The 19,484-nt window shown below is 70.6% G+C and carries 19 protein-coding genes; 8 read left to right on the forward strand and 11 right to left on the reverse strand.

Annotation, left to right across the window (positions count from 1 at the left end; genetic code table 11):
• Nucleotides 1-32 precede the first annotated feature (32 nt).
• The 4 genes from ACT54X_RS24590 to ACT54X_RS24605 all read right to left on the reverse strand — a co-directional run bounded on the left by ACT54X_RS24590 (nucleotide 33) and on the right by ACT54X_RS24605 (nucleotide 4,733).
• Nucleotides 33-1,487, reverse strand: coding sequence for an amidase (locus tag ACT54X_RS24590; protein WP_354322336.1), 1,455 nt, complete (start codon nucleotides 1,485-1,487; stop codon nucleotides 33-35).
• Between the two features lie 71 nt (nucleotides 1,488-1,558).
• Nucleotides 1,559-2,308, reverse strand: a complete 750-nt coding sequence (locus ACT54X_RS24595) for an aspartate/glutamate racemase family protein (RefSeq protein ID WP_476349152.1) — start codon at nucleotides 2,306-2,308, stop codon at nucleotides 1,559-1,561.
• Nucleotides 2,305-3,228, reverse strand: a complete 924-nt coding sequence (locus tag ACT54X_RS24600; protein WP_476349154.1) for a polysaccharide deacetylase family protein — start codon at nucleotides 3,226-3,228, stop codon at nucleotides 2,305-2,307. The genes ACT54X_RS24595 and ACT54X_RS24600 overlap by 4 nt, the downstream gene beginning before the upstream one ends.
• Nucleotides 3,225-4,733, reverse strand: a complete 1,509-nt coding sequence (locus ACT54X_RS24605; protein ID WP_476349156.1) for an amidohydrolase family protein — start codon at nucleotides 4,731-4,733, stop codon at nucleotides 3,225-3,227. The genes ACT54X_RS24600 and ACT54X_RS24605 overlap by 4 nt, the downstream gene beginning before the upstream one ends.
• 38 nt (nucleotides 4,734-4,771) lie before the next feature.
• Between ACT54X_RS24605 and ACT54X_RS24610 the strand changes: the two genes are divergently transcribed.
• The gene (locus ACT54X_RS24610) at nucleotides 4,772-5,278 is read left to right on the forward strand and encodes a nucleoside deaminase (RefSeq protein ID WP_476349158.1); all 507 of its coding nucleotides are present in this window, start codon (nucleotides 4,772-4,774) and stop codon (nucleotides 5,276-5,278) included.
• Nucleotides 5,279-5,337: 59 nt separating this feature from the next.
• On the opposite strand, the gene ACT54X_RS24615 is transcribed toward ACT54X_RS24610, so the two are convergent.
• Genes ACT54X_RS24615 through ACT54X_RS24625 form a run of 3 tightly spaced genes read right to left on the reverse strand, consistent with a single transcriptional unit; the run spans nucleotide 5,338 to nucleotide 8,160 of the window.
• The gene (locus ACT54X_RS24615; RefSeq protein ID WP_476349160.1) at nucleotides 5,338-6,213 is read right to left on the reverse strand and encodes an ABC transporter permease; all 876 of its coding nucleotides are present in this window, start codon (nucleotides 6,211-6,213) and stop codon (nucleotides 5,338-5,340) included.
• Nucleotides 6,206-7,063 carry an ABC transporter permease gene (locus ACT54X_RS24620; protein WP_017762100.1) on the reverse strand — a complete coding sequence of 286 codons (858 nt, stop codon included), beginning with the start codon at nucleotides 7,061-7,063 and terminating at the stop codon, nucleotides 6,206-6,208. Before ACT54X_RS24620 ends, ACT54X_RS24615 begins: the two co-directional genes overlap by 8 nt.
• A 5-nt stretch (nucleotides 7,064-7,068) precedes the next feature.
• Complete coding sequence (locus ACT54X_RS24625; RefSeq protein WP_476349162.1) at nucleotides 7,069-8,160, reverse strand: ABC transporter ATP-binding protein; 1,092 nt, start codon at nucleotides 8,158-8,160, stop codon at nucleotides 7,069-7,071.
• A gap of 279 nt (nucleotides 8,161-8,439) precedes the next feature.
• Between ACT54X_RS24625 and ACT54X_RS24630 the strand changes: the two genes are divergently transcribed.
• The 3 genes from ACT54X_RS24630 (at nucleotide 8,440) to ACT54X_RS24640 (ending at nucleotide 11,065) form a co-directional block, all read left to right on the forward strand.
• Nucleotides 8,440-9,495, forward strand: a complete 1,056-nt coding sequence (locus ACT54X_RS24630) for an ABC transporter substrate-binding protein (protein WP_083715768.1) — start codon at nucleotides 8,440-8,442, stop codon at nucleotides 9,493-9,495.
• 74 nt (nucleotides 9,496-9,569) lie between these two features.
• A complete protein-coding gene (locus tag ACT54X_RS24635; protein WP_476349262.1) occupies nucleotides 9,570-10,271 on the forward strand; it encodes a maleate cis-trans isomerase family protein in 702 nt (233 codons plus the stop codon).
• A 71-nt stretch (nucleotides 10,272-10,342) separates the two neighbouring features.
• Nucleotides 10,343-11,065: a GntR family transcriptional regulator gene (locus ACT54X_RS24640; protein ID WP_114803412.1), complete on the forward strand. Its 723-nt coding sequence runs from the start codon at nucleotides 10,343-10,345 to the stop codon at nucleotides 11,063-11,065.
• Nucleotides 11,066-11,371: 306 nt separating this feature from the next.
• On the opposite strand, the gene ACT54X_RS24645 is transcribed toward ACT54X_RS24640, so the two are convergent.
• From ACT54X_RS24645 to ACT54X_RS24660, 4 genes are all read right to left on the reverse strand, one after another.
• Entirely contained in the window at nucleotides 11,372-12,244 is an 873-nt protein-coding gene (locus tag ACT54X_RS24645) for an LOG family protein (RefSeq protein ID WP_114803413.1), read from the reverse strand.
• Between the two features lie 124 nt (nucleotides 12,245-12,368).
• A complete protein-coding gene (efp, locus tag ACT54X_RS24650) occupies nucleotides 12,369-12,923 on the reverse strand; it encodes an elongation factor P (protein ID WP_043117915.1) in 555 nt (184 codons plus the stop codon).
• Between the two features lie 166 nt (nucleotides 12,924-13,089).
• On the reverse strand, nucleotides 13,090-14,166 hold the full coding sequence (earP, locus tag ACT54X_RS24655) for an elongation factor P maturation arginine rhamnosyltransferase EarP (RefSeq protein WP_476349165.1): 1,077 nt from the start codon (nucleotides 14,164-14,166) through the stop codon (nucleotides 13,090-13,092).
• The gene (locus ACT54X_RS24660; protein ID WP_294369103.1) at nucleotides 14,163-15,056 is read right to left on the reverse strand and encodes a LysR family transcriptional regulator; all 894 of its coding nucleotides are present in this window, start codon (nucleotides 15,054-15,056) and stop codon (nucleotides 14,163-14,165) included. The genes earP and ACT54X_RS24660 overlap by 4 nt, the downstream gene beginning before the upstream one ends.
• 129 nt (nucleotides 15,057-15,185) lie before the next feature.
• Here ACT54X_RS24660 and ACT54X_RS24665 point away from each other — a divergent pair, with 129 nt between their 5' ends.
• From ACT54X_RS24665 to ACT54X_RS24680, 4 genes are read left to right on the forward strand one after another with little or no spacing between them, the layout of a single operon-like run.
• Nucleotides 15,186-16,409 carry a CaiB/BaiF CoA transferase family protein gene (locus tag ACT54X_RS24665; RefSeq protein WP_354322192.1) on the forward strand — a complete coding sequence of 408 codons (1,224 nt, stop codon included), beginning with the start codon at nucleotides 15,186-15,188 and terminating at the stop codon, nucleotides 16,407-16,409.
• Nucleotides 16,406-17,389, forward strand: coding sequence for a hydroxymethylglutaryl-CoA lyase (locus ACT54X_RS24670; protein WP_476349168.1), 984 nt, complete (start codon nucleotides 16,406-16,408; stop codon nucleotides 17,387-17,389). The genes ACT54X_RS24665 and ACT54X_RS24670 overlap by 4 nt, the downstream gene beginning before the upstream one ends.
• Before the next feature lie 37 nt (nucleotides 17,390-17,426).
• Nucleotides 17,427-18,428: a Bug family tripartite tricarboxylate transporter substrate binding protein gene (locus tag ACT54X_RS24675; RefSeq protein WP_294369091.1), complete on the forward strand. Its 1,002-nt coding sequence runs from the start codon at nucleotides 17,427-17,429 to the stop codon at nucleotides 18,426-18,428.
• A 56-nt stretch (nucleotides 18,429-18,484) separates the two neighbouring features.
• Nucleotides 18,485-19,468: a Bug family tripartite tricarboxylate transporter substrate binding protein gene (locus ACT54X_RS24680; protein WP_476349170.1), complete on the forward strand. Its 984-nt coding sequence runs from the start codon at nucleotides 18,485-18,487 to the stop codon at nucleotides 19,466-19,468.
• Nucleotides 19,469-19,484: the final 16 nt, after the last annotated feature.

Here is a 19,484-nt window from a genome sequence, read left to right on the forward strand (position 1 = left end):
ACAGTATATACATCGCACGAGACCGCAAGACTTCAGTCGGTCGTCGTCTCCACCACCGCGGCGAAGCCCAGCACCCGCGCATCCTCGTAGCGTGGCGCCACCACCTGCAGGCCGACCGGCAGGTCGCGGACGGTGCCGGCGGGGACGGAGCAGGCCGGCACGCCGCAGTAGTTGAAGAGTGGCGTGAAGGCCGCATGGCCGCGCGGGCCGGCGGGCTGGCCGCCGATGACGGGTGGGCCCAGCTGTTCCAGCGGCCAGGCGGTGACCGGGGCGGTGGGGCACAGCAGCAGGTCGTAGTGCTCGAAGAAGCCCGCCAGCGCGTGCGCGATGCGCTCGCGCAGGCGCAGGGCGCGTGCGACATCGGCGGGCGCGATGCGGGCACCGGTCTCGATCTGCCCGCCCAGCACCGGATCGATGCGGGACGGGTCGGCGGCCCACTGCTCGCCGTGGAGTGCATGCAGGCCCGCATGCTGGAGGGCGATCAGCGGGTACTCGCGCGCCTCGGGCGGCCAGGGTGGATCGGCGTCGGCGATCTGCCAGCCGGCGGCGCGCAGGGCGTCGATGCGTGCCTGCAGTTGGGCCAGCACGTCGTCGTCGATGGCGAAGTCGCAGCCCAGGCGTGGGCTCCAGGCGATGCGCAGGTCGCGCTGCGGCGCCCCGGGCGCCGGCTGCGTGAGGCCGCTCGGGATCGGCACGCCCGCCGGATCGCCCGCGTCATAGGCCGCGAGCAGGTCGAAGGCCCAGGCGCAGTCGGCCACGCCACGCGCCAGCACGCCGATGACCGACAGGCCATAGTTCGGCTCGGCAAAGCCCCACGGATGCGGGATGAGCCCGGGGCTGGGCTTGAGCCCCACCAGCCCGCAGTGCGCGGCCGGCCGGCGCGTGGAACCGCCGGCATCGGTGGCCAGCGCGAGCAGGCCCAAACCGCTCGCCAGCGCCGACACGGCGCCGCCGGAGGAGCCGCCGGGCGTGAGCGATGGGTCGAGCGGATGGCGCGTCGCGCCGTAGAGCAGGTTGCTCGTCACCCCCTTGCAAGCGAATTCGGAGCAGTTGGTGATGCCCAGCACCACGCCGCCCAGCGCCCGCAGGCGGGCCACGGCCCAGGCATCGCGCGGGGCGACGAAGTCCTCGAACAGGCGCGAGCCCTGGGCGATGCGGTAGCCCTCGACCCAGAGGTTGTCCTTGACGGTGAAGGGCACGCCGGCCAGCGGCAGCGGCTCGCCCGCGGCCAGGCGCCGGTCCACCGCCTCGGCCTCGGCGAGAACGCGCGCCGGATCGAACTGGACGATGGCGTTGAGGGCGGGGTTGAGCGCCTCGACGCGGGCGATGAAATGGCGGGCGACGTCGGTGGCCGTCAGTTCGCGGCGTGCGACGCGGGCGGCCAGTTCGCGGGCGTCCATGTCGTGCAGCGGCGGGATCGACGCGGGTGCGCCCTCCTGCCCTTCGACGGGCTCAGGGCGAACGGAGGAGGCGGCGAGGCGGTTCACGTCCGTTGGACGACCTTGTGCTTCGACGGAGCCTGCGGCAGGCGCGCCTTGCGCAGTGGCAGGGCCGGCGCTCATGCCGCTGTGCCCCGGAAGCTCGCCGCCAGCGCCGGCGTCACGCCCGTCACGTCCCGCCCGCGCAGCGGCGCCAGGCTGCCGGCACGGGCGGCGGGCAGCGCCAGGTCCACGCGGGCCTGGGCCAGGGCGACGGCGCAGGCCACGCCGTCGAGCAGCGGCACGCTGGCGCGCGGCTGCAGCACCGGCGCCATCGAGGCCATGGCCGCGCCGGCCAGCAGCACGGCCTCGGCGCCGTCGCGCTGCACCAGCTGTTCGATGCCGGCGAGCACGGCCTCCTGCACGCGCAGCGGCGCCTCGAAGGTCTGCTGCGGTGTCACCTCCAGCGTCTCGATGCCGGCCAGGCGCGCGGCCATGCTGTGCTGCTCGACCAGCTCGCGGTACAGCGGCGCCATGCGCGCGCCATAGGTCAGCACGCCGATGCGGCCGGCCAGCGTGGCGCCCATCAGCAGGCCGGCCTCGGTCATGCCGACGACGGGCACATCGAAGAGCTCGCGGCAGGCCCACAGCGCACTGTCGAGCGAGACGCCGAGCACGATGGCGTCCACCTCGGGTGCGTGCTGGGCGGCCAGCTCCAGCACTTCCTGCTGGGCCAGCGCGTTCTCGGCGCGTGACGCAATGATGGCCGGGCCCTGCCGGCCGGTGACGGCCAGCAGCTCGGTGCCCGGACGGGCCGCCGTGCGCGCGGCCGCCAGCACCGCGTCGGTCACGGCCTGGGTGCGGTTGGGGTTGATCAGCAGCAGCTTCATGCAGCGTCCTTTGCAGCGGGCGGCGGCACCTCGGCCAGCCAGTGGCAGGCGATCTGCTCGCGCGTGGCGAGCCACACGCCCGAGGCGCCACGGATGTGCTCGACCAGCGCTTTCAAACCGCCGATGCGCCCGGGCCGGCCGATGATGCGGGTGTGCAGGCCGATGGACATCATGCGCGGTGCCTCGTGCGATTCGGCCCGCAGCCATTCGAAGGCATCGATGGCATAGCGCGCGAAGTCCTCGCCGGCCACGAAGGCATGGCTGTCGAAGAAGCGCATGTCGTTGGTGTCGAAGGCATAGGGCAGCACCAGGTGCGGCCGGCCGGCCACCTCACGGTAGTAGGGCAGGTCGTCGTTGTAGGCGTCGCTGTCGTAGAGAAAGCCGCCGTGCTCGACCAGCAGCCGGCGCGTGTTCACCGAGGGCGAGGACTTGGTGTGCCAGCCCACCGGCGCACGGCCCGTGAGGCGGGTGACGGTCGCCACCGTGCGGGCGATGCGCGCGCGCTCCTCGTCCTCGGCCAGGTGGGCATGCGACTCCCAGCGCCAGCCGTGGCAGCACAGCTCGAAGCCGCGGCGCATGGCGTCCTCGGCGATCCAGGGTGTGGCCTCCAGCGCGCGGCCGCAGCAGTTGAGCGTGAGCGGCACGCCCGCCTCGGCCAGCAGCCGCACGATGCGCCGGTAGCCCACGCGGCTGCCGTATTCGAAGTGGCTTTCCATGCACAGGTCGGGCACGCCGCGGATCTCGTTGTTGACCTCGTGGCAGCCTTCGTTGCGTTCGTCGCCCGCCGACAGCGCGAACTCCGCGCCTTCCTCGATGTTGAGCACGAAGGAGACGGCCAGCCCGGCGCCGCCGGGCCAGCGCATGGCGGGCGCGTCGTCACCGTAGCCGGCGAAGTCGCGGGGAGGCAGTGAAGGGCTCATGGCAGGCGTGCAGCAAAGGTGTCGGGCGCGATGGGCGTGGCCAGCCCCTCGCGGTGGATGCGTTCCATGGCCGCCAGCACTGGTGCCATGTCGGCTTCGGCGCGGGCGTACTGCGGCATCAACTCGGCGAATTCGTGCTGGATCTCGGCCAGCAGCGCGGCTTCGTCCACGCGCACCAGCCGGCCGTCCTGGATGGCGATCTCGCCATCGACCATCGAGAAGTCCAGCCCCGCGCCGCGTTCGGCATAGACGAGCTGGCGCACCGGGTCGCTCATCGGCGTGAAGGTGACGGTGTCGGTGCGATAGGCGACCAGGTCGGCCATGGCGCCCACGCGCAGGCTGCCCAACTGGTCGCCGAAGCCCAGGGCGCGTGCGCCCGCCACGGTGCCGGCATGCAGCGCTTCCTGCGCGCTGAGCCAGCGGGCATGGTCGTCACCGCGGATCTTGGAGAGCGCCGCGGCGCTGCCCAGCACGTTGAGCATGTTCACGGTGACTGTGGAGCAGGAGCCGTCCGAGCCCAGGCTCACGTTCACGCCCGCGTCCAGCAGTTCGCGCACCGGCTGGATGCCCGAGCCCAGCAGCAGGTTGCTCCAGGGGTTGTGCTGGGCCGTGGCGCCGGTGCGGGCCAGCGCCTCAATCTCGCGCGGGTTGAGCCACACCGCGTGGATCAGGCTGGTGGCCGGCTTGAGGAAGCCGATGCGGTCCAGGTACTCGACCATCGGGCAGCCGTAGAACAGCTGGCCGGTAACCACCTGCAGCCGCGTCTCCTGCACATGGGTGATGACCGGCAGCGCCAGCTCGTCGGCCAGCGCGCGCACCTGCATCAGGAAGGGCTCGGTGCAGCGCTGCGGGGCCGAGGCCGACACCAGCACGCCCACGCGCCGGCTGTGCGGATGGCGGCTCGCGGCCAGCTCGCGTACCAGGGCCAGGCAGTCCTGCGGGTCGGGCCGGCGGCCGGCGCGCATCTCCTCGGCCAGCGCGGGCGGCATGTGTTGCGCCAGAAAGGGAAAGTTGTCCACGATGGGCTTGTCCATCATCGCGAAGCCCACCAGCGCGCGGATGCCGGCATCGTCGTAGGCCTGCAGGCAGGCCTCGATGAGCGGGCGGTCGATGGCCGCGCCCAAGGCCATGTCATCCACCAGCGTGGTGCAGCCGGTGCGCAGCGACTCGATGGCGCCGATCATGGTGCGCAGGTAGACCTGGCGAGGCGTGAGCGGCACCGGCATGCGGGTGCGCACCAGGTGCATCCAGAGTTCCAGCGGCAGGTTCTCGGTGCGGCCGCGCTGGAAGTGCTCGTGTGAATGCTGGTGGCCGTTGACCAGGCCGGGCACCAGCAGGTGCCGCGACAGGTCGACTACACGGTCTGCACCGCCCAGCGTGCCCATTGGCTCGATCGCGGCGATGCGCCCGTCCTCGACCAGCACATCCAGCGGGCGCGGTTCATGCTGGTGCCGGTCGCCCAGCAAGGCCTGGGCGCCGCGCAGCAGGGTTCGCTTCTTGCTCATGCGTGTGTGTCTCCATCGAACAGAAAGGGAAGGACCCGATGCCCATTGCCGCCATGCCCGCGTCGCCGATGACGCAGGAGGCTGCCGACATCCACTGGATGCGTGCCGCACTCGCCGAGGCGCTCGATGCCCATGCCCGCGGCGACTGGCCGACGGGCGCGGTGCTGATCAAGCAGGGCCGCGTGCTGGCCTATGGGCAGAACCGCCAGAACACGCGCGGCGATCCCACGGCGCATGCCGAGACCGACGCGCTGCAGAGTGCCTTCCGCGCGCACGGCCCGCAGGCCGCCGAGGGGGCCACGCTGTACTGCACGATGGAGCCGTGCCCCATGTGCGCGGGCGCGCTGCGCATCGCCGGCGTGCAGACGCTGGTGCTGGCCCTGCGCCATGCGCGGCTGCGGCGGGTGGACCTGGGCGACTACAGCATCGAGCGCTTCTGCCACCTCACCGACTACCCGCTGGAACTGCGCGACGGCGTGCTGGAGGACGACTACCTGGCGCTGCGCCTGCGCTGGGGCGGCGACCGCGTGGCGCCCGCGCCCTGAGAGGCAGGGCGCGCCGGACATCGCACCGGTCGCGCCCTGCGCATGCCCGCAGGAGCCGCTCATCGCATGTGCCGCGAGATGCCGGCCACGCGCTCCATCACCACCATCAGCACGATGGTCGCGGCGATCAGCACGCCCGACACCGCCGCGGCCCGCACGTCCAGGCTCGACTCGATGATGTGCCACATGCGGATCGGCAGCACCTCGCTGCGCGCGTCCGACAGGAAGAGCGACACCGCCACGTTGTCGAAGGAATACATGAAGCCGATGAAGGCGCCCGCGGCCACGCCGGGCGCGATGAGCGGCAGCGTCACCGTGCGGAAGGCGAACACGCCCGAGGCGCCCAGCGAATGCGCACTCTCCAGCAGCGCGCCGTCCATCTGCGCCAGGCTGGCGGTGGTGGTGCGCAGGATGTAGGGCGCCGTGATGGCCACATGGCCCAGCACCAGCGTCGTGAACGACAGCCCCGTGCCCGCCAGGTTGAACAGCATCAGCAGCGACAGGCCGATGGCCAGCGCCGGCAGCATCAGCGGCGAGAGGAACAGTGCCTCGGCCGCCCGTGCCCAGGCCTCGCGCCGGCGGGCGAGCGCCAGCGCCGCAGCCACCGCCAGCACGATGGAGATGGCCGTCGCCGTGGCCGCCAGTTCGAGCGAGAGCACGAAGGCCTCGATCAGCTCGGGCGACTGGTCCCACAGCGCCTGGTACCAGCGGGTCGAATAGCCCGGCGGCGGGAACTTGAGCGAATAGCCGCTGGTGAAGGAGGTGATGACCACGATCACCGTCGGTGCCAGCAGCAGCAGCGCCGCCATCAGGCCCAGCAGCCCGAAGACCAGCGTGAACGACAGGCGCTCGGCGCGGCCGCGCGGGTCGGCCTTGGCCGTGGGCGCCGTCGGAGTGACGGGCACCGGCGTGCCGGAAACGAAAGCCTCAGCCATGGACGAACCCCTTGCTGCGCCGGCCCAGCGCGTTGATGGCGGCCACCACCCCCAGCACGCACACCAGCAGCAGCATGGCCACGGCAGCGGCAAACGGGTAGTTGTTGGCCTGGATGGCCTGCTGGTACATGTAGAAGGGCATGAACATCTGCTGCCCTCCGCCCACCAGCGTCTGCGTGACGAAGGCGCTCACGCTGCTGGCAAAGACCAGCAGGCTGCCTGCCAGCAGGCCCGGCATGGCCAGCGGCAGCGTCACCTGCCAGAAGGTTCGCCAGTGGCCCGCGCCCAGCGCCAGCGAGGCCTGGCGCAGGTTGCCGTCGATGTTGGCCAGCGCGGTGATCAGCGGCAGCACCATCAGCGGCAGCTCGATCTGCGCCAGCGCCACGGTCACCGCCCCGGGCGTGTAGAGCAGCTTGAGCGGATCGGCGATCAGCCCGAGGTCCAGCAGCACCGTGTTGACGATGCCCTGGCGCCCCAGGATCACCACCCAGGCGAAGGTGCGGACGACCGAGCTGGTGAGCAGCGGCAGCAGCACCAGCAGCAGGAGCACGCCCTGCCAGCGCGGCGGCGCCTGGGTGTAGAGGTAGGCGAGCGGAAAGCCCACCACCGCCGCCAGCAGCGTGACCTTGAGGCCCAGCCACAGCGTGCTGCCCAGGATGCCCAGGTTGAAGCCGTCGCCGAGGAACTTGGCGTACTGGCCGACGCCGAACTGCGTCATGGCCGTGTCGTTGTGCAGGCTCACCCAGGCCAGCAGCAGCATGGGCGCCAGCACGAAGACGGCGAAGAACAGGCCCAGCGGCAGGCCCAGGGCCAGCGGCGGCGTGAGGCGGGGATTGGCAGCGGCAGCCATGGCGATCACCCCGCGAAGACGCTGGCGGGCGAGCCCTGGCGCAGCCGCAGGCCCACGGCCTGGCCGGCCTCGAAGCGTGGCTGTTCGGCCGTGCGCGGCTGCGTCACCTTGGCGGTGGTGCCGCCGGGCAGGCGCAGCTCGTAGACCAGCGAGGGCCCGAGCGGCAGCACCATCTCGACCGTGGCGGGCAGGGCGTCGGCGGCCGGTGCACCCAGGGCCAGGTGTTCGGGCCGGGCGGCCAGCACCACGGCGCCCACGCGCGAGCAGGGCTGGGCCTCGGTCAGCGGCAGGCGGCCACCGCCTTCGCAGTCGACCGCGAAGCCGGCCTCGCCCTCGCGCGCCAGTCGCCCCGGCAGCAGGTTGGCCGTGCCGATGAAGGTGGCGACGAAGAGCGAGGCGGGCCGGTCGTAGATGGCCTCGGGCGTGTCGAACTGCTCGACACGGCCGGCATGCATGACGGCGATGCGGTCGGCCATGGACATGGCTTCTTCCTGGTCGTGGGTGACGAGGATGGTGGTGATGCCCAGCTCGCGCTGGATGCGGCGGATCTCGATCTGCATGTCCAGCCGCAGGTTCTTGTCCAGCGCGGCGAAGGGCTCGTCCAGCAGCAGCACGCGCGGCTGCACGGCCAGCGTGCGGGCCAGGGCCACGCGTTGCTGCTGGCCGCCCGAGAGTTCGCGCGGATGGCGCTGGGCGAAGGCGCTCATCTGCACCATCGCCAGCATGCGCTCGGCGGTGGCGCGGGCCTCTGCCGCGGCCACGCCGCGGGCACGCAGGCCGTAGGCCACGTTGGCCAGCACCGTCATGTGCGGGAAGAGGGCGTAGTTCTGGAACACGATGCCCGCGCCGCGTTCGTTGGTCGGCAGCGCGTCGACCACCTCGCCGCCGATGCGCACCTGGCCGCCGCTCTGGCGCATCAGGCCGGCCACGATGCGCAGCAGCGTGGTCTTGCCGCAGCCGCTGGGGCCCAGCAGCGCCACCAGCTCGCCGGGGCGGATCTGCAGCGAGACCGATTCGACCGCCACCGAGCCCGCATAGCGGTGATGGATCTGGTCCAGCTCGACGGCGGTGGCTGCGGCGGCGGGAGAAGAAGGCATGCGCATGGGTCCTGGTTTCGCGGGAAGGGCCGCGGCTGTCTTCTTCAAGATCCATGCCAATGACCGAGGCACAAAACCTCGATGAATTGGATACAAAACCAAGATTGACTGTGCACGAAATGGTGCGCGCCTGACCAAGTTGGCGCAGGCCGCCGCCCGAAATGGGGACGCCGGTATTGGATACGGCGTCTTTCGATGGCGTGGGTCCATGGCACGGAGCTTGCGCAGGCCAGCCGCATCCGGCCGAGGTGGCCGGCTCCGACTGAAAGGAAAAGATCCATGAGCCTGCTTCTGTCCCGCCGCCGTCTTCTGCAGGGTGCCGCCGGCGCCGGTGCCGTCCAACTCGCCGGACATGCCGGCCTGGCCCTGGCGCAGGGCAAGTCGATCTCGGCCACCACCTATCCGGGCGCCTGGGAATCGGCGCACCGCGGCATCCTGCTGCCGGCCTTCACCAAGGCCACGGGCGCCTCGGTGAGCCTGGTGCCCTCGCTGGCGGTGGACACGGTGTCGAAGGTCGCCGCCTCCAAGGCCAACCCGCCCTACGACGTCATCATCCTGGACGAGGGCCCGTACCTCGCCGCGCTGTCGCAGGACATCTTCGAGAAGATCCCCGCCGACAAGATGCCCTACCTCAAGGACGTGCCGGCCAAGCTGGTCGACCCGCGTGGCCTGGGTGTGTTCGTCTCGGGCCAGATCATCGGCATCGCCTACAACACCGAGAAGATCAAGACGCCCCCGAAGTCCTGGAACGACCTGCTCAAGCCCGAGTTCAAGGGCCGCGTCGGCCTGGCCGGCATGGGCTCGACGCTGATGTCGGCCTGGATGGTCGAGATGGCGCGCCTGAACGGCGGCAGCGAGGAGAACATGGAGCCCGCCTTCCAGTTCGTGAAGAAGCTGCTGCCCAACGTGAGTGCCGTGGCCAGCAACCCGGGCTCGCTGGCCACGTTGTTCCAGCAGGGCCAGATCGACATCTCGGTGCACTACAACAACAACGTGGGCGACCTGCAGGCCAAGGGCGTGCCGGTGGCGCTGGCCAAGCCGGACACGGGCTGGATCCACATCAAGAGCGTGATGCACATCGTCAAGAACACCAAGAACCCCGACCTGGCCGCCGCCTACATCAATGCCGCGCTCAGCCCCGAGGTGCAGACGAAGATGGCGGCCGAGCCCTACTTCGTGGCGCCGGTGAGCACCAAGGCCCAGTTCAGCCCCGGCCTGCAGGCCTACGCCAAGAACATGGCCGAGATCGAGCAGATGAACGGCGTCGACTGGGCCAAGCTCAACCCGCGCCGTGGCGAGTACATCGACCGCTTCAACCGCGAGATCAAGGTCTGAGCACGGTGAGCGACATCGCTTCGTTCACACCGCCCGCGGCGCCCGGGGCCGCGCCCCGGCGTGTGCTGTTGGGCATGCTCACGCCCTCGTCCAATACCGCGCTGGAGCCCATCACCTCGGCCATGGTGGCCGGCCTGCCCGAGGTGTCGGCGCATTTCGCGCGCTTCCGCGTCACCGAGATCTCGCTCTCCGACCAGGCCCTGGGCCAGTTCGACGAGACGCCGATCCTGGAGGCGGCGCGCCTACTGGCCGACGCGCGGGTGGACGTGATCGCCTGGAACGGCACCTCGTCCGGCTGGCTGGGCTTCGAGCGCGACGAGGCGTTGTGCGCGCGCATCACGGCCGAGACGGGCATTCCTGCCTGCACCTCGGTGCTGGCGCTGAACGAGGCCATGCGCCTGGCCGGACGCACGCGCTTCGGTCTGCTCTCGCCCTACCTGGCCGAGGTACAGCAGCGCATCGTGGCCAACTACGGCGCGAGCGGCTTCGACTGCGTGGCCGAGCAGCACCTCGGGCTGTCGGTCAACTTTGCCTTCTCCGAGGTCACGCCGGACCAGATCGAGGCCATGGCCCGCGCCGCCCTCGCCAGCGGCGACGTGCAATGCCTGACGACCTTCTGCACCAACCTGCGCGCCGCGCACCTGGTGCCGCAGCTGGAGGCGGCGCTCGGCGTGCCGGTCTACGACACCGTGGCCACGGCGGTGTGGAAGTCGCTGCGCATCGCCGGTGTGGACACGCGCCGCGTGACAGGCTGGGGCAGCCTGTTCGCGTTGTGAAGTGCGCCTGTAACGGTGTGCGCCTTGGTGCGCGCCCTTGCCTACACTCGCCGAACGCCCGAACCGACGCCATGCCCATCCCCACGCCCCGCCAGGTCCTGAAGGCCACCGGCAAGTCGGCCTCCAAGGCCGACATCTACCAGCGCATCTACGACGCCATCGTGGAGCACCGCCTCATGCCGGGCACCAAGCTGTCGGAGGAGCGTGTGGCCGAGCTGTTCTCGGTCAGCCGCACGCAGGTGCGTGGCGTGTTGCAGCGTCTGGCGGTGGAGCAGCTGGTGACGCTGATCCCCAACCGCGGCGCCTTCGTCACCACGCCCAGCGTGGACGAGGCGCACGACGTGCTGGAGGTGCGCCGAACGCTGGAGCCGGCCATCGTGCGCCGGGTGATGGACCGGATCGTTGCCGGCAAGGCGCCGCAGGCCATTAAGCAACTGCGGGCGCTGGTCAAGCGCGAGCAGCAGGCCCATGACAACGGCGACCGGCGCTCGGCGGTGCGGCTGTCGGGCGAGTTCCACGTGCTGCTGGCCGAGTTGTCGGGCAGCAGCCTGCTGACGCGGATGATGCGCGAGCTGACGCCGCTCACCTGCCTGGCCATCCTGACCTTCGAGGCGCCCACGGGCGCGGCCTGTCCCAACGACGAGCACACGCTGCTGATCGACGCCATCGAGGCGGGCCGCAGCGACGAGGCCCTGGCGCTGATGGCCGAGCACCTGCACCACATCGAGAAGTCGCTCAACCTGCATCAGGAGGAGGAGCCGGAGATCGACCTGGCGGAGGCGCTGCTGGGTTGAGCTCGTCGGGCAGGCGCTACATTGACCCTTCTCGACGCGGGCGCGTGCGGCGCGCATGTTCTGGCCGGCACGAGTGGTCCGGCCGCTGACCCGGCAGAGGACGCCGGCATGCGCGCTCCCGGTGCACGCTCGCGCTGACCGACTTGTTGCACAAGACGGGGTGCTCGCCTTCAACCGATGTGCCTGGGGCACTGCACGGCGCCGCGAATGGCACCTCCGCACGCATACCGGCATCCTCTGCCTTGACGTTGCGCCCGAGCGCTCCGCCCTTGCCCTGGTGGGTGTGCGGCGGGCAGCGCTCCTATTTCATAACTCGTAGAAGCGCTTGATCTCGGTCCACGCGTCTTCCGGCGTGTCGACATACCGGAACAGGTCGATGTCTTCCGGCGAGATCACGCCTTCGTCCACCAGGAACTCGAAGTCGATCAGCCGCCGCCAGTATTCCGATCCGAACAGCACGATGGGCACCGGCTTGGCCTTGCGGGTCTGCACCAGCGTGACCACTTCGAACAGCTCGTCCAGCGTGCCGAAGCCGCCGGGAAAGGCCACCAGCGCCTTCGCCCGCATCATGAAGTGCATCTTGCGGATGGCGAAGTAGTGGAACTTGAAGCTCAGCGCGGGCGTGACGTAGACGTTCGCGGCTTCTTCCATCGGCAGGGCGATGGCCAGCCCGACCGACAGGCCGCCGCCCTCGTAGGCGCCGCGGTTGGCCGCCTGCATGATGCCGGGGCCGCCGCCGGTGCAGACGAAGAGCTTGTCCTCGGGTTCCTTGTCGTTGCTGTAGTGCGCGACCAGCTTGCCGAAGGCGCGGGCCTGCTCGTAATAGTGGCTGCCGCGGGCCAGGCGCTTCCAGCGCGCGGCGGCCTTCTCGTCGCCGGCGGCCTCGGCCTGGGCGATGAGGGCCGTCATCTCCTCCTCGCTGCGGAAGCGCGCGCTGCCGAAGACGACCACCGTGTTCTCGATGCCGTGGGCACGCATCTCGATGTCGGGCTTCATCAGCTCGAGCTGCATGCGCAGGCCGCGGGTTTCGCGGCGCAGCAGGAATTCGGGGTCGGCGAAGGCGAGGCGGGAGGGGTCCGGGTCCAGCGGCAGGCCGCGGTCGGAATGGGCCTGAAGCGTGGCCCAGGCGTCGGCCAGGCGCTTGTTGTGAAGGTCGTGCGTGCTGTCTTTGGGGCTCATTCGGCGCTGTGGAAAGTGGCCAGGGGATTCTGCTCGCTGCAATCCTCGGGCCAGCGGCCAAAGAAAAAGGCCCCGGTGGGGCCTCGTGCTGCAGGAGCGATGCGGGAGTCTGCCGCCGGCAGGCTCAGACGCGCTTGCGGTATTCGCCCGTGCGGGTGTCGATTTCGATCTTGTCGCCCTGGTTCACGAACAGGGGCACGGCCACTTCGAAGCCGGTCGACAGCTTGGCGGGCTTGAGCACCTTGCCGGAGGTGTCGCCCTTGACGGCGGGCTCGGTCCAGGTGATTTCACGCTCGACGCTGGTGGGCAGTTCGACCGAGATGGCCTTGCCTTCGTAGAACACCACTTCGACCGGCATGCCGTCTTCGAGGTAGTTGAGGGCATCGCCCATGTTCTCGGCTTCGACTTCGTACTGGTTGTATTCGCTGTCCATGCAGACGTACATGGGGTCGGCGAAGTAGGAGTACGTGCACTCCTTCTTGTCCAGGACGATCTGGTCGATCTTGTCGTCGGCCTTGAAGACCACTTCGGTGTTGAAGTTGGCGATCAGGCTCTTCATCTTCATGCGCACGGTGGCGCTGTTGCGGCCGCCGCGGCTGTACTCGGTCTTGAGGACGACCATCGGGTCCTTGCCGTGCATGATGACGTTGCCGGCGCGGATTTCTTGAGCGATTTTCATAGGTGCTGGAGTTGAGGCCGCTCGGCGTGCCCCGGACCGTCACTCCCGCCCGGAAGGACGTCGGTGGCGGCGGCAAAAGCAGGTTCCCGCGGCGGGTTGGCGGCTCCGTGGGGGCGCACCGGCTGGTGCACGCGCCGCGGCGGAGATTTCCGCAAAGCCCGCGATTTTAGCTTTTTTGGGCAATGAAACGGAGGAGCCGGGTCAGCAAATCGTCCTGGGCGAGCAGCCGCGCGCGCGCCGCCTGCATCATGCGGGTCGCGTCGCCCAGCAGCGCGTCGTCCAGGGCCGGCAATGCCGGCGCGCCCGGCCGGTCGTTCCATGCGGCGTGGAAGGCACGGACCGAGGCGGGCGCGTCCAGCGCATCGAGCCAGGCGCCCAGCTTGTCGTGGTGCACGCCATCGTCCTGCGGGTAGATGTGCCAGACCATCGGCTTGCCGGCCCACAGGGCGCGCACCAGCGAATCCTCGCCGCGCACGGCGTTGAAGTCGGCGGCCCACAGCAGGTGGTCGAAGTCGGGCTGGGGCAGGTGCGGCAGCCAGTCGATGTGCAGGGCGCCCCGGTAGGCGGGTAACTGCGGCAGCACTGCGCGGACGGCCTCGGCCGTTCGGCCGGCCGCCACCAGCACCCGCGTCGGACGGGCGCCCCCGCACAGGCCCGCCAGCCAGTCGGCCAGCGCTGGCGGCTCGTAGCAGAACAGGCTGGCGATGCGCTCGCCCTGCCAGCCGACGCCTTGCGCCGCCAGCCAGGCGCCGCGGTCGAAGGCGGCCTGGCGCTGCGCCAGATCGGCTTCGCGCAGCAGCCCGCCCGTGCGATCCGTGAAGCCGGGATAGAAGAAATGCTTGGTGCAGCCGCGGCCCGGGCCGCTCATCACCGGTGAGGGCAGACCGTGCAGGCCTTCGACGAAGTCCTCGGCCGACAGGTATTCGAGGTTGAGCCAGATGCCGCCGGGCCGCGCGGCGAAGCGGGCGACGAGTTCGGGCGCGGGATCGCAGCCGAAGGCCTCGATCAGCACATCCGGATCCGGGCCGGCGGCCGCAGCGTCGCGTACGGCGGCGGGGTCGGACCAGTCGATCACCTGCACGCCCGGCTGGCCCTGCGGCGCCATCCAGGCGAGCGCGTTGGCGTCGTCCACCCACAGGCGCACCGGCTCGCCGCGCTCGACGGCGATCTGCCGGGCGAGCCGCCAGGTCACGCCCAGGTCGCCGTGGTTGTCGATCACGCGGCAGAAGATGTCCCAGTTCATGCCTGTGCCTCCGCGCGCAGGTGGTCGACCAGCAGTTGCGCCACGCTGGACAGGCCTTCGTCCGCCCGCACGCACAGCGCCAGCCGGCGTCGTGCCCAGGGCTCGGTGAGACCCACGATGCGCAGCGGCAACGCGCCGCGGAAGAGGGCGGCACTGCCGCGCGGCAGCACGCCCACGCCCAGCCCGGCAGCCACCATCTGGCACAGCGCGTCGTAGCTGCTGACCTGCATGCGCAGCCGCAGCGCCCGTCCGCGCTCGGCGGCGGCCCGGGTGAGCTGCTGGTTGATCGCGCTGCCTGGATGCATGCCGACGACGTCGTGGTCCAGCAGGGCACCGATGTCCACCTGGCGGCGCCGCGCCAGCGCATGGCCCTGCGGCACGACCAGCACGAGTTCATCCTCGCGGTAGGGCAGCAGGCGCACGGCATCGCCGTAGTCGCCGTCGTTCAGGATACCCAGGTCGGCCGCGTTCTCGGCCACGCTACGGGCCACGGCGCTGCTGATCTGCTCCTGCAGCCGCACGTCCACCTGCGGATGCCGAGCCAGGAAGGTCTGCAGCTCGCGCGGCAGAAACTGGGTGATGGCCGAGATGTTGGCCACCACCCGCACCTGGCCGCGCGTGCCGCGGCCGTAGTCGCGCATCTGCTGGGCGATGCCTTCCATCTCGTTGATCAGCCCGCGCGCCAGGTCGCGCAGCGCGAAGGCGGCCGGCGTGGGCGCCATGCCCTTGTTGCTGCGGGCGAACAGGGGCACGCGCAGCACGTCTTCCAGCTCGGCCAGGCGGCGGCTCACGGCCGAAGGCGCAATGTGGTGCTGCGCGCCGGCGGCGGCGATGGTGCCGTGCTCCATCACGGCCACGAACACGCGCAGGGAGACGGGGTCGAGGTTCATGGGAGGGGCGATGCTACCTGCCATGCCGGATTGCGATGGTGGCCTCGCGCAACGGCGCTTTGCGGGCGGATGTCCAGCCGCCATGATCCGCACCCGATCGGCCCGCCGGGCCTTGCCAGGAGACATCACGTGGACAGCGGCCCTCCATCCCTCTCCCTCATCGGCGGCGACGCGCTGCAGGGCGTCCGCATCGTCGAGATGGGCCAGCTCATCGCCGGGCCCTTCTGCGGCAAGACGTTGGGCGAATTCGGCGCAGAGGTCATCAAGATCGAACCGCCGGTCACCGGTGACCCGCTACGCAACTGGCGGCTGCTGCAGAAGGGCACCTCGGTGTGGTGGCAGGTGCAGTCGCGCAACAAGCGTTCGGTGGCGCTCGACCTGCGCGCGCCCGAGGGCCAGGAGGTGGCGCGGCGCCTGATTGCCGAGGCCGACGTGCTGATCGAGAACTTCCGCCCCGGCATGCTGGAGGAATGGGGCCTCGACCCCGAGTCGCTGCAGGCCGCCAACCCGGGACTGATCGTGCTGCGCATCTCCGGCTTCGGGCAGACCGGGCCTTACCGCGACCAGCCGGGCTTCGGCGTGATCGGCGAGGCCATGGGCGGCCTGCGCCACCTGACGGGCGAGCCGGGCCGGGTGCCCGTGCGAGTCGGCGTCTCGCTGGGCGACACCCTGGCGGCGCTGCATGGCGCCATCGGCGTGCTGGCGGCGCTCTATCACCGGCAGGCCCATGGCGGACGCGGGCAGGTGATCGACGTCGCGCTGCACGAGGCGGTCTACAACGTGATGGAAAGCCTGATCCCCGAATACAGCGCCTTCGGCGTGGTGCGCGAGGCCGCCGGCAGCGCACTGCCGGGCATCGCGCCCAGCAATGCCTATCCGTGCACCGACGGCTGGGTGCTGGTGGCCGGCAATGGCGACAGCATCTTCAAGCGGCTGATGCAGGCCATCGGCCGCCCGGACTTGGCCGCCGCGCCCGACCTCGCCAACAACGCCGGCCGCGTGGCCCGCGTGCAGGAGATCGACGCGGCCATCGCGCACTGGACCACGGGCCGCACGGTGCGCGAGGTGCAGCAAAGCCTGGCCGCCGCCCGCGTGCCGGCCGGCAAGGTCTACACCGCCCGCGACATTGCCGAAGATCCGCACTACCGCGCCCGCGACATGCTGCTGACCCAGCAGACGCGCGATGGCGACACGCTCACGGTGCCGGGCATCGTGCCCAAGCTTTCGGCCACGCCGGGCCGCGTGCGCAGCAGCGCGCCGCGCCTGGGTGATGACACCGACGCCGTGCTGGCCGAGGTGGGCCTGAGCGCCAGCCAGATCGCACAACTGCGCGAGAAGGGAATCATCCAATGACGGCCGTGCGCAGTGCCTGGCAGGGCGCCGGCCGCCGCATCCACATGCAGGAAGTCGGCCCCCGCGACGGCCTGCAGATGGAAGCCGCTTTCGTGCCCACCGCGGACAAGATCGCGCTGGTGAACCAGCTGTCGGCCGCGGGGCTGGACAAGATCGAGGTCAGCGCCTTCGTCTCGCCCGCGGCGGTGCCGGCGTTGCGCGACGCCGAGGTGGTGCTGCGCGAGATCGAGCGCCACCCCGGCGTCGTCTATGCCGCGCTAGTGCCCAACGTGCGCGGCGCCGAGCGCGCCATCGAGTCGAAGGTGGACGAACTCAACCTGGTGATGTCCGCCAGCGAAACCCACAACCTGGCCAACCTGCGCATGACGCGGGCGCAGTCCTTCCGCGCGCTGGCCGAGGTGGTGGCGCTGGGCCATTCGGCGCGGGTGGCGGTGAACGTGTCGCTGTCCTGCGTGTTCGGCTGCCCCATGGAGGGCGAGGTGGCGGTCGACGAGGTGTTCGACCTCATCGAGCGTTTCGACCAGTTGGGCGTGCACGGCCTCACGCTGTGCGACACCACGGGGATGGCCCATCCGGCGCAGGTGGTGCGCGTGGTGGCGATGGCGCGGCTGCGCTGGCCCTGCCAGACCTTCACGCTGCACTTCCACAACACACGCGGCATGGGCCTGGCCAATGTGCTGGCCGCCATCGACGCCGGCGCGGACCGCTTCGATGCCTCCATCGGCGGTCTCGGCGGTTGCCCCTATGCGCCGGGTGCCACCGGCAATGTCTGCACCGAGGAGATCGTGCACGCGCTGCAGTGCATGGACTTCCATGTGCCCGTGGATCTTGCGATGGTGATGCACGCTGCAGCCCGCCTGCCCGCCCTGGTCGGCCACGAGGTGCCCAGCCAACTGCTCAAGGCCGGCCCCCGGCTGCAGTTGCATCCGCCGCCGGCCGATTTCGCGGCCGTGCGCGAGCGCGCCCTGGCCCGCACCTGACGACCTGCCCGACCCTGACGACAACGGAGACAAGACCATGACGACGACCACCTTCCCCGCCATCGCCCGCCGCCGCATCGCGGCCGGCATCGGCACCGCGCTGCTCTGCGGCGCTGCCGTCCCGGCCGCCTGGGCCGAGGACGCCTACCCCAGCAAGCCCATCACGGTGGTCGTGCCCCAGGCCGCGGGTGGCGCCAACGACGTCATTGCCCGGGTGGTGGCGCAGCGCCTGTCCCAGCAGCTGGGCCAGACTGTGCTGGTGGACAACAGGCCCGGCGCAGGTGGCACCGTGGCCACGGCAGCGACGGCCCGTGCCAAGCGCGACGGCTACACGCTGCTGCTCACGGCCGACAGCGCGCAGGTGACGAGCCCGGCGCTCTACCGCAACCCAGGTTTCGATCCGGTCAAGGACTTCGAGCCCATCGCGCCCATTGCCACCGCCGGCTATGTGCTGGTGGCCAACCCGTCCTTTCCGGGCCAGAACATGGCCGACCTGATCCGGCTGGCCAAGGCGCAGCCGGGCGCGTATTCGTACGCGTCGGCCGGCAACGGCACGCTCAACCACCTGATCGGCGAGATGGTGCAGAAGGCCGCAGGCATCAAGCTGCAGCATGTGCCCTACAAGGGCTCGGCGGCAGCCGCGACCGATGTGGTCGGCGGGCAGGTGCCGCTGTCGGTTCAGAGCCTGCCCTCGGTCATCGCCTTCATCAAGTCGGGCAAGCTCAAGGTGCTGGGCGTGGTCAACCCGCAGCGCATCAAGGCGCTGCCCGATTCGCCCACCATCGGCGAGACGCTGCCGGGCTTCGGCCAGGCACCGTGGTACGCGCTTTTCGCGCCGGCCGGCACGCCCGTGCCCATCGTCACCCGGCTGCAGGCCGAGGTGAACAAGGCACTGGAAAGCCCGGACGTGTTGGAGAAACTGGCCAGCGTGGGCTGCGAGCCTTTCAAGGGCAGCTCGGCCCAACTGGCCGCGCTGGTGCAGTCGGACCTGCGCAAGTGGGCGCAGATCGTGAAGGACACGGGCGCGACGGTGGATTGATGCCGCGGCCGGGCGTTCCGGCCGCCCAGTAGCCAATCAAGAACATGGAGACACGCATGCACCTTACCCGCCAGCGCTTCCTGGCTGCCGCTGCAGCCGCCTGCCTGCTGCCCTTGCCGCTCGCCAGTCTGGCGCAGGGCGCCTATCCGTCGCGGCCGATCTCGCTCGTGGTGCCCACCGCCACTGGTGGCACCACCGACCTGTCGGCACGCATGCTGGCGCAGCCGCTGGGCGTGGCGCTGGGCCAGTCGCTGGTGGTGGAGAACAAGGGCGGCGGCAACGGCGCCATTGCCGCCGCCTTCGTCAAGCGTGCGGAGCCGGACGGCTACACGCTGCTGATGCAGTACTCCGGCTACCACGTCATCACGCCGGTGGTGAGCAAGACGCCGCTGCCCTGGGCGCAGAAAGACCTGCGGCCGGTCGCCAACGTGCTGTCCGCGCCGCAGATCATCGTGGTGCGGGCCGACCTGCCCGTGAAGACGCTGGCCGATCTGGGGGCCTACGCCAAAGCGCATCCGGGCAAGCTGAACTACGCCTCGTCGGGCAACGGCTCGTTGCAGCACGTGACCGGCGCCATGCTGGAGCAGCAGGCCGGCGTGCAGATGGTGCACGTGCCCTACAAGGGCACCGGCCCGGCCCTGCAGGACCTGCTTGGCGGGCAGGTGGACCTGACTTTCGGCACCGCGCCGCCCTTCATGCCGCACATCCAGGCCGGCAAGCTGCGTGTGCTCGCCGTGACCGGCGCCAGCCGCCTGCCCAGCCTGCCGGACGTGCCCAGCACCGCGGAAGCGGGCTTTCCGAAGCTGGATGCCAGCTCATGGTTTGCGGTCTTCGCACCCGCGGCCACGCCGGATGCGGTGGTGCAGAAGCTCGCGGGCGAGATCGGGCGGGTGGTGAACACGCCCGCCTTCAGAAAGCTGGCGCAGGACCAGGGCGCGACGGCGGACTTCCAGGATCCGGCGCAACTGGCCGCGCGGGTGACGGCCGACCTCGCGCGCTGGTCGCAACTGGCGAAGACGGCGCGTATCGAGGTGGACTGAAGCCGAGGGAAGCGCG

This window comes from Pseudacidovorax sp. DMC4, assembly GCF_056314265.1.